The organism is Paenibacillus sp. USHLN196 (assembly GCF_037144955.1).
GTDB lineage: Bacteria > Bacillota > Bacilli > Paenibacillales > Paenibacillaceae > Paenibacillus > Paenibacillus xylanexedens_C.
The window spans coordinates 646100-659272 of the sequence record NZ_JBBCYH010000001.1 but is presented as its reverse complement, the minus strand read 5'-3'; the positions used below and the strand labels follow the sequence as shown (position 1 = coordinate 659272).

14 protein-coding genes are annotated in these 13173 nt (G+C 43.0%); 6 read left to right on the top strand and 8 right to left on the bottom strand.

The genetic code is table 11. The annotated features are described in order from the left end of the window. Window positions 1-402: 402 nt before the first annotated feature. Both WFI24_RS02815 and WFI24_RS02810 read right to left on the bottom strand, forming a co-directional pair. Window positions 403-1047 (bottom strand): LysE family translocator, encoded by a 645-nt coding sequence (locus WFI24_RS02815; RefSeq protein WP_336758589.1) that lies wholly within the window; start codon window positions 1045-1047, stop codon window positions 403-405. Window positions 1048-1201: 154 nt separating this feature from the next. Further along, window positions 1202-1951: a YqcI/YcgG family protein gene (locus WFI24_RS02810; protein WP_336758588.1), complete on the bottom strand. Its 750-nt coding sequence runs from the start codon at window positions 1949-1951 to the stop codon at window positions 1202-1204. Window positions 1952-2089: 138 nt separating this feature from the next. On the opposite strand from WFI24_RS02810, the gene WFI24_RS02805 reads away from it, so the two are divergent. Together WFI24_RS02805 and WFI24_RS02800 are read left to right on the top strand one after the other, a co-directional pair. After that, window positions 2090-2953 (top strand): manganese catalase family protein, encoded by an 864-nt coding sequence (locus WFI24_RS02805; RefSeq protein WP_336758587.1) that lies wholly within the window; start codon window positions 2090-2092, stop codon window positions 2951-2953. A 204-nt stretch (window positions 2954-3157) separates the two neighbouring features. Next, window positions 3158-4012 carry a manganese catalase family protein gene (locus WFI24_RS02800; protein WP_336758586.1) on the top strand — a complete coding sequence of 285 codons (855 nt, stop codon included), beginning with the start codon at window positions 3158-3160 and terminating at the stop codon, window positions 4010-4012. 154 nt (window positions 4013-4166) lie between these two features. Here WFI24_RS02800 and WFI24_RS02795 read toward each other — a convergent pair whose 3' ends face one another. Continuing rightward, window positions 4167-4520: an AMP-dependent synthetase and ligase gene (locus WFI24_RS02795; protein WP_145321997.1), complete on the bottom strand. Its 354-nt coding sequence runs from the start codon at window positions 4518-4520 to the stop codon at window positions 4167-4169. A gap of 173 nt (window positions 4521-4693) precedes the next feature. On the opposite strand from WFI24_RS02795, the gene WFI24_RS02790 reads away from it, so the two are divergent. Continuing rightward, window positions 4694-6142, top strand: coding sequence for an amino acid permease (locus WFI24_RS02790; protein WP_336758584.1), 1449 nt, complete (start codon window positions 4694-4696; stop codon window positions 6140-6142). Here WFI24_RS02790 and WFI24_RS02785 read toward each other — a convergent pair. Continuing rightward, on the bottom strand, window positions 6135-6767 hold the full coding sequence (locus tag WFI24_RS02785) for a LysE family transporter (RefSeq protein ID WP_336758771.1): 633 nt from the start codon (window positions 6765-6767) through the stop codon (window positions 6135-6137). The genes WFI24_RS02790 and WFI24_RS02785 overlap by 8 nt on opposite strands. A 128-nt stretch (window positions 6768-6895) precedes the next feature. On the opposite strand from WFI24_RS02785, the gene WFI24_RS02780 reads away from it, so the two are divergent. From WFI24_RS02780 to WFI24_RS02770, 3 genes are read left to right on the top strand one after another with little or no spacing between them, the layout of a single operon-like run. Beyond that, the gene (locus WFI24_RS02780) at window positions 6896-8500 is read left to right on the top strand and encodes a spore germination protein (RefSeq protein WP_336758583.1); all 1605 of its coding nucleotides are present in this window, start codon (window positions 6896-6898) and stop codon (window positions 8498-8500) included. 12 nt (window positions 8501-8512) lie between these two features. Then, window positions 8513-9721, top strand: coding sequence for a Ger(x)C family spore germination protein (locus WFI24_RS02775; protein ID WP_336758581.1), 1209 nt, complete (start codon window positions 8513-8515; stop codon window positions 9719-9721). A gap of 20 nt (window positions 9722-9741) precedes the next feature. Beyond that, on the top strand, window positions 9742-10848 hold the full coding sequence (locus tag WFI24_RS02770; protein ID WP_336758579.1) for a GerAB/ArcD/ProY family transporter: 1107 nt from the start codon (window positions 9742-9744) through the stop codon (window positions 10846-10848). A gap of 78 nt (window positions 10849-10926) precedes the next feature. Here WFI24_RS02770 and WFI24_RS02765 read toward each other — a convergent pair whose 3' ends face one another. From WFI24_RS02765 to WFI24_RS02750, 4 genes are all read right to left on the bottom strand, one after another. Further along, the gene (locus tag WFI24_RS02765) at window positions 10927-11238 is read right to left on the bottom strand and encodes a spore coat protein (RefSeq protein WP_145321989.1); all 312 of its coding nucleotides are present in this window, start codon (window positions 11236-11238) and stop codon (window positions 10927-10929) included. Between the two features lie 13 nt (window positions 11239-11251). Further along, window positions 11252-11446: a spore coat protein gene (locus WFI24_RS02760; protein ID WP_336758576.1), complete on the bottom strand. Its 195-nt coding sequence runs from the start codon at window positions 11444-11446 to the stop codon at window positions 11252-11254. Window positions 11447-11548: 102 nt separating this feature from the next. Continuing rightward, entirely contained in the window at window positions 11549-12388 is an 840-nt protein-coding gene (locus WFI24_RS02755; RefSeq protein WP_336758574.1) for a manganese catalase family protein, read from the bottom strand. 173 nt (window positions 12389-12561) lie between these two features. Further along, window positions 12562-13074 carry a DUF3231 family protein gene (locus WFI24_RS02750; protein WP_336758572.1) on the bottom strand — a complete coding sequence of 171 codons (513 nt, stop codon included), beginning with the start codon at window positions 13072-13074 and terminating at the stop codon, window positions 12562-12564. Window positions 13075-13173 lie beyond the last annotated feature (99 nt).

The following is a 13173-nucleotide window of genomic DNA, read 5'->3' as shown; positions in this document are numbered from 1 at the left end:
TTATATTTTCAACATCTGAAAAATTCACAATAACCAAACATTCTAACTATTTCGTAAAATGTCCAAATCGTCTTAAGCAAACTACTTTAATTTCGAGACAACGATAAACGATAACTGTGTTGGCACTAAAAGTTAATTCGTCATCACTATAATATTTCAACATATGAAAAATTCATAATAGAAAAAAACAACGCACACCGCTGTTACTACCTACCTTTAGATACGATTCAGCACGCCCCGCGACTAAATGAACTGCCATCCTTCACTGTGAAAGTCAAATGATTTCTGATTAACAAAAAAATTAGATATTCCAGGAAAGTACCTGCAGCAGCGTATGTGAAAGGAATTAAAGAAAAGGTTGTCCCTTTTTCAGAAGGAACAACCTTAATTTCTCGAAAAAATCTACTGAAATAGAAGCCACAGGGCCAATATAAATTTATATAAAAAGTAGAACGAGAAACCCAGCAAAAGGACTCCAGCCATGGCAGAGACTGCTTGTATCATTTTTTTGCTCATTACTTTTCGTGTCACAGATACAATGGAGAGCAGACCCAGATCATGAATGAGAATTCCACACAGTACGCCAAATGCTGCAATGATAAAACTCAGCTTACCGGTAGATTGGTATGAATCGGACAATACAACACCAAAAACAGATATCCAAAAAATAAGATTACCAGGGGAGACAGCAACCAATAAGCCATTGCGGTATGTCCTCCAGAACGATTTTTTAATTTTTCCGTTGGTATTATCTGATGTTACCATATCCAGATCTGAGTTCCGGATCGAATCGTATCCCAGAAAGGCCAGAAACCCAGCTCCCGCAAGCCATAGTGGAATTTGTACATAAGGAAGAGATAAGACGGAAGCAAACCCGAAGTACATGGCCAGGATCAAACCAGCATCAATTGTCATGCCTCCAAGACCCACAGCCCATCCATGGATAAACCCATTTCTCAATCCCTGCTTGGTCATCTCTACAGTAATTGCTCCAACTGGCATGGCAATGGCGAGACCAATCAGGACGAACTTAATATAGATTTCCATTGTCATTTCCTTTCCGTATGTAATGAATTCTTATTTCGATAGGGCTTGTCCGGTTGCTTATGTAGTTGTAGCAGGTATGGAGCACAGGGCTCTCCTCCTATAATGGGTGGTATTGAGTTTATTCGGAGGAGAGTATTTTTAGAATCGACTTAAGCTATTCCTTTACGTTGTCCTGCTGATGGGATCGAAGAAACGGGCATTTGGAAGGAGCGGTATCGTCATCGCGCAAAAAATATTGTTTATACTCCAGATTGTCTTCTGATCCATATTGCTTTAATTCAGGATGTGCGGGTATGGTATCGTAGGCAGCCAAGCGTGAGCGGATTCTCGGTGCAATCGCTGCAACTTTCTGAGGTTGTGCGTTCCATATATCGAGTACCCAGCGCGGTGTTAGAGCTAACATGAAATAAGGAAAGTTGCGACTTTGTCGTGACACATGGGCGGGCGTCCCGCAATAGACAAAATACCGTTCGTCATTGTAACAAAACTCCCACATGGGATGCTCCGGGTCTTCTGGAATATCTTTTGGCCAAGGCTTGTTATCCAAGTGTCTAATCTGGCTTAATAAATCCCAGAAGGCTTTTTCGTAGGCCAATACATCCCGAACCTCTTTTTCCTTATCAAAAAATAAAATCAATGAAGAGTATTCTCCGAATGAAAGAGAGGAATCTCCATATTCCTTGAGTATGTCTGATACATTACGTTCCGCAGACTCGTCTCCCAAATTAGAAACAAAGCCGTATCGGAGGTGACCCAGGGCGAAGGCCTGTGTAGCTGGAATACAGGGGAATCGAGTCTCCCGGTCACTCATTTTGGAAGAAAATAAACGGTAAGCATCTCTTTTCCAGGCTTCGAGAGGGATCTCCTCATTCTCAATCTCAGAAGATGAAAACAACAACGACATGAACAGTCCTCCTTTATCTATAGGATATAACCCAAGGGTAAAATGGTGACAGTTCAACTTATTTTTGTTAATGAGACATGCAAGTGATCGATGTAATACACATACATATCACTTATCTAAAACGGATGAGGTGATGTGTTGTTTTTTAATATCAAGGAATTGCAATATCATGCTAAGCCGGATCGACCCGACCCCGTGTTCGCCAGAAAACTACAAGAAGTACTGGGAGGACAATTCGGCGAAATTACCGTAGCCATGCAGTATTTATTTCAGGGCTGGAATGTCCGTGGAGATGGGAAATATAAGGACCTTCTTATGGATACGGGAACCGAAGAACTCGCTCATGTTGAGATGCTGGCTACGATGATTGCTCGCTTGCTGGACAATGCTCCATTAACCACACTAGAAGCAGCTGCCAAAGATCCAGTTATTAATGCGATACTCGGTGGGAGTAATCCACAACACGCCATTGTAAGCGGACTTGGAGCAGCCCCAACCGATAGTAATGGGTATCCTTGGAATGCCAAGTACACAATAGCAAGTGGTAATTTATTGGCTGATTTCAGACATAATCTAGCTGCAGAATCTCAAGGCAGACTTCAAGTTGCCAGACTATACGAAATGACCAATGACCGTGGTGTGAAAGACATGTTGTCGTGGTTGCTGGCTCGGGATACCATGCATCAGAATCAGTGGATTGCAGCGATAAGAGAACTTGAAGAAAAAGAAGGAATTGTTGTGCCCAGTACGTTCCCGAAAGAACTTGAGAAGAGAGATGTGGCGTATGTTCTCTTTAACTTCTCTCGTGGTGATGAGAGCGCAACCGGACGGTGGGCTCACGGTCCAAGTATGGATGGGCAAGGTACTTTCCAATATGTTCAGCATCCTCAGCCTTTGGCACCTGCGCCTAAACTTCCGCCAGCTCCGCCGTATATTTTTGATACCCCACCTGAGGTTCTAAGAAAAGGAAGTTCAGCTGATATGCCACCGTTTATGCCATAAGAATATGTATTCAAAATAGATAAAGGGAAACAGAATATATTCTGTTTCCCTTTTCATTAACAGAATGCATTATTCTAGTTCATGCACTTCTATTTGTTTTATGAGGTTGGAGCCAATACCAGAGATTGTTAACGGCTGGTTTACATAAAATTAGGAAGGGAACAGAAACTAGAATAGTAAGTTAATTCAGAATGGAGGAAAACCATGTTTTTTTATCGTGAAGACCTGATCAATATGATCGTACCAGACAAGCCTGATCCCGCGGCAGCAAAAGTATTGCAAGAGACGCTTGGCGGTCAATTCGGTGAAATGCGGACGATGATGCAATTTTTCTTTCAAAGCAGTAATTTTCGGGGCAACGCCACGCAGTTTAGAGATCTGATCCGTGGTGTATTTCTTGAGGAATTAAGCCATATTGAACTGGTGCAACAAACCATTAATCAGTTATTAACGGGAGCCGGTGCAGAGGGCGCGGGAGATGCAGGGGTCGACGGTGCTCCATTGGATGAAGCGATTAAACATGCCAACCCGCATCATTACATCATGGGGGCTCAGAGCTCATTGCCTGTTGATGCTGCAGGTAATCCATGGCTTGGAAACTATGTGTACGATCATGGGAATCTGGTAAGCAACTTACTTGATAATATTGTGTTGGAGTCTACGGGTGTGTTGCAAAAATCAAGAATATATGAAATGAGTACCAACAAAGCATTCCGTGAAACGCTGGGTTTCCTGATTGTTCGTGATAATGCGCATCAAAATGCATTTGCCAAAGCACTGGAGACCCTGGGTGTGAATTGGGGCAAAATATTCCCGATTCCCAACTATGACATTAATAAATATCCCGAATGCCGGAAATATGTAGATATGGGCTTCCACAATGCGCAGTTTAATTTCCGTTTAGACAATACACGCATCGCTGAGATTTTCAGTGGTCAAACGCCAAGTCGTAATGGTGGGGAACTGCAGGTAATCGATCCCCCACAAGGATATCCACTTCCTTATATGCCTGAACTTCCAAATGAGCATAGCCCAGGGATACATGATCTCAATGCATAAAGAATGAACATCAAGTATGAACAAGCACTCTATAGTATAGGACGGGTATGAAACTCAAGGTAATGACGAAAAAAGAGACACTTGTGCTCTCTTTTTTTGCAACGAATAAAAAAGGAACCCAAAGCTGGGTTCCTTTATGTGTTACATGAAAATGTTATTGCGGGCGGTTTTGATTCGAATACGAACCAAAGGATTGACCATTAGTTGAGATATTGGGAGTGTTGTATGGCTGCTCAAGATAAGATACGTGCTGTGAAGATGAGTGTGCAAGTTGTTGTGCAAGATTGGAGATTTGTTGTAATTGCTGGATGGCGGTTTGATGTCCTTGCAGTGCGGTCTGGATCATATGTGCAGCTTGTTGCTCGCGTTGTGCCAATTGCTCAAGTTGTTGAGCGTTGCTTTGTTCTTGTCTAAGTAGTTGTTGATATTGCATCGAAGCCTGCTGTGTTTGTTGTGTAAGTTGTTGAGCCAACTGCGTAATTTGCTGCGATTGAGAGAACTGATTCATGTGTAAAACCTCCTATGTGTTTTGATGTACTCGTGTATTATTTAATGAGGCCTCAAGAATTATTCAATATATCCAGTTTGTCTGAAATAAGGATTAATTTATGAACATGATTCGCTGTGGATTGGGAAGGCTACCTTTAGTGACCTAAAATGATACAGAAAAGGAATGACAACATGAGTAAAGCATCGACTAACGCTACAGAAGAAAAGAAACTGAAATGGTGGCAATTAAGTCTGCTAGGTGTGGCAGGAACAATTGGTACAGGGTATTTTCTGGGTTCCAGCCTTGCGATCTCGATTGGTGGTCCAGCTGTGCTGCTGGCCTATATCTTGGCGGCCTTGGGTACATATGTAGTTTTTGATGCGCTCGCGAGAATGACAGCGGACCATCCGGAACAAGGATCTTTTCGCTCATATGCCAAGAAAGCCTTTGGAAGTTGGGCAGGCTTTGCTAGCGGATGGTTCTATTGGTTTTCGGAGTTGCTCATTATGGGGAGTCAGCTAACCGCATTGTCCATTTTCTCCAGGTTCTGGTTTCCGTCTGTTCCGCTCTGGATCTTTGCTGCAGGATTCGGAATTGTAGGTCTTTGTATTGTATTCTTCGGTAACAAGGGATTTGACCGGGTTGAAAATGTACTGGCTATCATTAAAATTGCAGCCATCATCATGTTCTTGGTGCTTGCCATCGCTCTTCTCGCAGGATGGATTGGGGGAACCAAGTATGAACACAAAGTACCGCTGGATATGGCAGCGATTTTTCCAAAGGGTGGCATCGGATTGTGGTCTGCGTTTCTTTTTGCGTTCTATGCCTATGGAGGTATTGAAGTGCTTGGCATTATGTCATATCGGCTTCAAAAACCGGAGGATGCCCCAAAAGCAGGAAAAGTCATGCTCATTGCGCTTTCCACCGTATATGTTGTATCCATTGGACTCGCGTTAATCATGGTTCCTTTGAATGCATTCAATCCCAAGGAGAGTCCATTTGTACTGGCACTCAGTAGTGATCACCTTGCTTTTGTCCCACATTTGTTCAACGGGGTGCTCATTGTAGCCGGATTTTCAACGATGACAGCTTCGCTCTATGCGGTGACGTCTATGATTATTACCCTCGCTCAGGAGGGAGACGCCCCGCAGTTATTTTCTCGAAAGTGGAAAACGAAGTATCCGTTATTTGCCTTGTCCCTCATTGGTTGTGGGTTAGTTGGTACGATCATCATGTCTCTCTTACTCCCAGGCAAAGTATATGAATACATCACGACTGCAGCTGGTCTGATGCTTCTGTACAACTGGTCGTTTATTTTGTTATCCTCCGGTAAACTGTTGAAATCAGGCAAGTTCGATGTAATTAAACGCTGGATTGGCTTATTGTTGATCGCTACTGCAGTCACAGGAACGCTTTTTCATGCACTCAGCAGACCAGGGTTCTATATTAGCTTATTGCTTGTCTCTCTCATTGCCATTAGTGACGTCATTGTACAACGGATTCGCAAGAAGAAGCCTGCGACCAATACATCATCAAATGACGAGAAGGATGAAAGTGAAGAAAATGAGCAGCGTTCTGTGGATATAAGCAGTTATCACATCACGGGTATTCGGCTACGCAAAAAAAACAAACTCAAATAAAGAAGAGAAATTGTATGGCTTTAAATCCAAAGTAACAGCCAAAACCGACTAAAGACAGTCTGGAAATGAGAGCAATTCCTTTAAGCACAGTAGAAGTGAGATATTTGCGAAAAAAACTCGCGGCAGTCGCCATGAATAGATCCCACAGAAGTACGCCAAAGATGATAGCTCCACTATAGATCAACAATTGATCCATAGGAGAGTCATTTACAGCCTTCGCCAGAACAGAGCCGTAAATGCCTAGCCAGAACATGATGGAAAGAGGGTTAAACAGAGACATCAGGAATCCTTGAAGAAATGACTTGGCAAGCTCCGAATCATCTCCTCTCATTTGAGAAGCGGCAAGGGTTCCTGCATTTTTAATACTTTCCACACCCGTATAGATCAGTACAAAACAACCAAACATCCAGAGGAATACCCTTACAAACGGAAGTTCAAGCAGATGTACGATGCCGAAATACACCAGCAGCATGTAAATGATATCAGCTGCGATGGCTCCTAGTCCAACAAACCAGGCAGGCATGAACCCACCTCGAATACCCTTGTCCAATTGAGCAGCATTGATGGGTCCAATAGGGGCTGAAAGTGATAGCCCCAGGATCACATAACCTAACATAATATAAATAAGATTGTCCTCCTTCCCATACTGTAACAGCATATTCTTCACATTGGTTTTATAGGACATGATTATTCGTGGATGTATACTTTTTGAACAAATGATCCATATTAGTCGCAAATAGAGGGGGTGATTGTGTGCTTATACGTTGGATAAAGGAAGTATTTACATCACAAAAGAAAGGAGAAACATTTAATAAACCAACACAGCATTCACAAAGTCTGGATATTTCGCTAGAAGATAAACTTAACAGTATTATCAAGGCATTTGAGTATAGTCCTGATTTTGTAGTTCGTGAGTTTCCTATGGTAGAGGGGAAGGGCACTGCCCTGGCTGTATGTTACATGGAAGGGTTAACAGATTCTACACTGTTGGTTGAACTTATGGACAATATCATTCAATGGATGAATACGAATCCCCTTCCGGGAGATCAACCGGGAGATGTGTTAGTGAAAAGAAACTTACCCTCAGGTAATATCCGAAATATAGATTCGCCGCAACTTATCTATGAGGCTTTGTTAACAGGCCACGTCGTTATACTTATTGATGATATAAAGACTGTTCTGGCAGTACCTATCGCCGGAGGAGCCAGAAGATCTGTAGAGGAACCCACGTCCCAAACGGTGGTCAGAGGGCCAAAGGAAGGATTCACAGAGGAGCTTACGACCAACATTACCCTTGTTCGACGAAAAATACGGACTCCTGATTTGAAATTCCAGATGCATACCATTGGAGAGTACACCCAGACAGTAGTTGCACTGGCTTATATCCAGGGTATTGCCAAGCCACAAGTCATTGAAGAAGTTACCAAACGTCTTAATGGCATTAACACAGATAGTATACTCGAGAGTGGTTACATAGAAGAATTTATTCAGGATGCACCGCTTACGCCTTTTCCGACCATGATCAATACGGAGCGACCAGATACGGTTGCAGGCAGTCTACTGGATGGTCAAGTAGCCATTATGGTAGATGGTACGCCATTTGCCTTGATTGCACCTGTTACTTTTTTTAATTTCTTTCAGACGCCCGAGGATTATTATCAGCGTTATGATATCTCTACCTTTCTGCGGATTATACGGTTAATCTGTTTCCTCGTATCTTTGTTGCTGCCTTCGACTTTCATCGCACTAACTACATTCCAGCAGGAAATGATACCAACTACGTTACTGGTCACCTTGGCCGCACAACGGGAAGGGGTCCCTTTTCCGGCATTACTTGAAGCTTTGCTTATGGAAATTACGTTCGAGGTCATTCGTGAAGCTGGAGTGCGAATGCCGCGAGCCATTGGACCTGCAATCTCCATTGTTGGTGCATTGGTCATCGGACAAGCTGCGGTAGAGGCGGGATTGGTCTCAGGCGTAATGGTCATTGTGGTTTCCTTTACAGCAATAGCGAATTTTGCTATACCCTATTTCAGTATGGCCACAGCAGTAAGGCTATTACGATTTCCGTTTATGGTACTGGCAGGTACGCTGGGGCTGTACGGCATATTGGCCGGAGCCGTCCCATTACTTGCACACCTGGTATCGCTGAAGTCATTTGGCGTTGACTATCTGATGCCATACAGTCCGTTTTTCAAGTCAAATATGAAAGATCTGTGGTTGAGAGTACCCTGGTGGGCTATGAAGACTAGACCTGATGAGAAGTCGAATACAAATAAGACTAGACAAGCCCCTCATCAATACCCGTCAGGATCGGATAACATTGTAGACCGTATTAATGAAGCTGAGAACGAATAAGGAGCGATTTATATGATTCGCTTGCAGTCCATATTAATATTACTCGTGGTCGGACTGATTACTGCTGGTTGTGGAAATCGCACAGAATTAAATGATTTGGGCATCACAACGGCAACAGGATTTGACCGAAAAAATGGAAAGTGGATCATTACCTATCAGGTTATTGTACCGCCAGCGAGCAGTTCAATTGGATCGTCGTCTGGTGGATCTCAATCGCCCGTAAACACATTTTCATCAGAAGGCAAAACGATTCGGGAAGCCGTTGCCCAAAGCAGCGTCGAGAATCCCAAAAGATTATATTTTGCACATACCCATGTCGTTCTGATTGGTGAAGAAGCGGCGAGATATGGGATTGCTGAGATCATGGATCACTATTATCGAAATATTGGTGCTCGGGAATCTGCCAAGCTTATTATTGCAGACGGTCAGGCAAAAGAATATCTCAAAAAATTGATTCCTCCAGAAAAACAGCCAGGCCGTGCTTTATCCGAGATTTTGGAGAGAAATAATGAAAAAGGGTCGTACTATCCCGTGATGAACATCCATGAGGTTGGTCTGAAGATCACTTCAGACAGTGGATCTGCCGGGATTCCTGGTGTTACAACAGATACACTGGGCGATAACAAACAGAGTTCAATTGATATTTTTAAGGAGACATCAATACCCGGGAATTTAAGACTTCAAGGGTTAAGTGTATTTCTCAAAGATAAAAAGATCGGGATGTTGAACCAAAAAGAAAGTATGGGTATCACCTGGCTGACAGACAGGGTGAACTGGACTAACTTGACCTATAAAGGTGCAAAGGGGGAGGTTAACTCTTTTCTTGTGCGTAAAGCAAAAGTTAAGGTCTTTCCTGTGAAAAAGGGGCTTCATTATGCTGTTCAGGTAGATGCAAAGGTCGACGCTGAGCTGGATGAGAGCACATCTGGTGAGGATATAGTTAGAACACATACCATTCATGAATTGCAGCGACAGGCTGAACAAGTCATTCAAGCACAGATATTGGACGGATGGAGAGGGAACCAGCGGCTTCATGTCGATATGTTGGGGATCGCGAACAAAATACATCAAAGACATCCCAAAGAGTGGAAAGTTCTAAAAGACAACTGGTCTAGTGAATTGGCACAGATGGATATTAACATAAACGTAAACGTAACTTTGGAACGAGTAGGTCTGCTTCAAGGTTCTTTCAGCAAGTTGCTTGGCGAACAGAAAGACTAACACCAAGGAGAGGTTCAATCATGAAATTGTCTAGGGAGCTTCGCGTATCCGAATTGGCTGTTTGTCTTTCCTTATTTGAAGTTGGCAGTACAACCTTGTTTCTGATAGGTGGAGATGCCAAACAGGATGCATGGTTAGCCATGCTCGCCGGGGCTGCTGGTGGCTTGGTGTTACTACTCCTTCATCTGGCTATTCATCATCAGGAACCTGAATTGGATTTGTTTCTTCTGTGTCGCCGTTATATGGGAAAAGTACTAGGGACAATCGTAAGCCTTTCATTTGTAGGTTATTTCGCCTATGAGGCTTCACGAAATTTACGTGACCTCAGTGAAGTCACTGAATTGACCTTACTGAACAGAACGTCCATGTGGATCATAAGCTTGATCACCATTGTCGTCATATCCAACACGGTACGATATGGATATCGTGTACTGTTTCTCATGTGTATGATTCTGTTTCCGCTCATGGCGCTGGGCTATGCGTTGATCAGTTTCTTAATTCCCACTACAGGTCTTTTTCACTCAGAACTAGCCTTGCCCGTGTTGGAAAATGGCTGGAAGCCGATTTTCCAAGCTGCTTTTCCGGAGATCGTATCCTTTCCATTCGGGCAGGTTGTCTTATTCCTGGTCTTTTATCCCTATGCCCACAAAGGCAGGAATCTTAATAGAGCGGTGATCATCGCCTATATCCTAACGGCTCTCGCTTTAACATTTATTAATCAACTTGTCATTTTTGTCTTGGGTCCTCAGATTGCTGCCTACAGCACACTCCCGCTTTTGGAGACAGTACAATTAATCGATTTGACAGAAGTGTTCGAGCGGATGGATGCCTTGTTCACTTTACTCCTGTTCCTCGGATTGGGTATTAAAATGGCTGCATTTTTCCATGGAGCCGTGATTGGACTCGAAAGAGTAACGGGAGCGAACTATAAGACATGGGTGTTTCCAGTAGGGCTTGTTCTATATGGGTTGTCTTTTTTATCACCGACATTTACAGAACATATTGAGATCGGGCGAGGATTCACGTTGAATTATAGTTCTCCTGTATTTCAGATTTTTTTACCCGTCTTACTATTGGTTGTCATCCTATTGAGAAAGAAAGGTATGCAGAAAAACGAAGAAAACTAGTGGAAGATATAAGTGCAATATGCTCTGGAATCAAAAAACGACTCAGTCGTAAACTGAGTCGTTTTTAAGCGTTAACCATTAGTTATCATCCAACAATTTTAACGCCATGTCTGACTTCTGCAAATCGTGTTCAACTTGCTCTTCTATACTATAGGGATGATACATCTCATTTTTGATCATATAGTCTGCGATCTTTTGGTGGGTTTCAATTGCAGTATCCAATTGAGCCTTAAGGACTTTCCGAACTCGGGGGGTTGCAGTTTCGGTAAGAGCTATCGCATAGGTGCGTACCGCTGACTTAGCAGAGAGGAGCATATCGGTGGCAATAGCCAAATCATCCATGGGAGCAACGGCTTTAACGAGCATTTCTTTCGTTTTGGTCGTAGTCATAAGAGAAACCTCCTTATTTTAATAGGGATTTTAATTCTTCAATAGCTTTGGAAGAGTTGTCCAAATCTTCTTCGATTAAGGATTTTAGTTTGTCGTCTTTTACCAGTTCCAGCATCGTTACGGCTTTGGTAGCACACGAAGTTTTGAGGGTTAGCAGTTCATGTACTTCGAGTTTCTCATGTAATGCAAGTTCCTTAGTTGCCATCATTAAGCACCTCCAAGAATTGATTATTCTATTATGTTAGTACCCTGCTATAAAGCATATAAACAGGATTAATTCAAAATATTTTAAAAAAAAGAAATTAATGCTTTACTTGTCTGTTGATTTCATATCCAGGTCATGGTGAAGTTCTGTGGCAGGGATAACGGGCTCATGTATCTGTCCCTTTGGAACAGGGCTCGAGATATATACATAGTCTCCGCTTCCATCAGGTGCACTTCCTGTAGCCCATAAACCTTCGGCGGATTCAGTTCCCTCGGAGAGATTCCAGAATTCATAGGCCTGTGGCTGAGATTCTTGCTCGGCTTCTGGAGGGAAAGAAGCTGGAACAACGACTCCGTTTTTTTCCTCCAGTTCCTGAATAGCTGCCATCCATTGATACTGGTGATAACGGTCACGTGCTAACATTTTACGAAAAGTAGCCCGTACGCCCTCATCTGTTGTCATATGGTACAGTCTTGCTACCTGAAGGCGACCCTGACTCTCGGCATGCAAATTAGAACGCATGTCTGCAAGCAAGTTACCGCTTGCCACGATATACGAACCATTCCACGGAACACCGTTTGAGTTGGTTGGTAAGCCACCAAGACCACTGACGAGCAGATGTTGCGGATTAATACCGCCCATAATTGCAGCTATCGCAGGATCCTCAGCGGCTTGTTGTTGTTCCTCAGGAGTAGCACCATCCAGCAACTGACTGATCAATGAGCAGAGCATCTCGACATGTCCAATTTCTTCGGTGCCAATATCCATGAGCATATCTTTATATTTCTCTTCACCTCGGCAATTGAATCCCTGAAAAAGGTACTGCATCATGACGGTCATTTCGCCAAATTGTCCTCCCAACACTTCTTGAACCTGACGTGCAAGCATGGGATCGGGACGATCTACTTTGACTTCAAATTGCAACTCTTTCTGATGTCGAAACATATGATTCCCTCCAATAATGTTTTAAATTTCTGAATGAATTCAAAATTTTATTAACCTGATCATTGGAAATTAAACAGTAAAATAACAAAAAGACAAAGCAGAAGAATGGGGGCTTCTCCTGCTTTGTCTCTTCAATTCACTACAACATATTGTTAGACGTCGTCCAATGAACTCTATTCTGAATCCGGTCTTTTGACTTGAAGCGGTGGGGGAATAAGCCAACCTTTTTCTTTGTTCATCTGAAGAATTCGGAGGCCAAGAGCTGTTTTCGTCGCATGATATTTGGCGAATAGCGCGCCAATATCTTCTCTGATCGATTGCCCAATCGTTTGGCTTGCAGCAACCAGACCCATGGATGTATCGGCTGTTACTTTTGCAGCAATCTCAGGGTCTGTGAATCTTGCGCCAGCCGGGATATCCTCAAACTCTACATGTGGTCTTTCCGGCAGTGTTGGTGCAGGGGCAATACCATTTTCAGTCAATAGTGTATCGCATTCTTTAATTTCGAGTTTGGCTTGGTCCAGCAGGTCTTCCAATATTTTTTTTAAATCTTTATCACCTGCATGACTCATATAAGCTTGATAGCAAGACACAGCGCCTTTGGCTATTGTGGAACATTGCCATACACTAAAGATTTCACCATAATGCATCGGCTCGTTCTTGGGGTTGCCACTTAGAATACCCATGATTTGATTTCCCTCCAGTAGGTTAATTTACCACCAACTTATGATCGCCTATATTCTATAAAATTATGCACTGAACAGGGAATGGAGGATGTTATATCG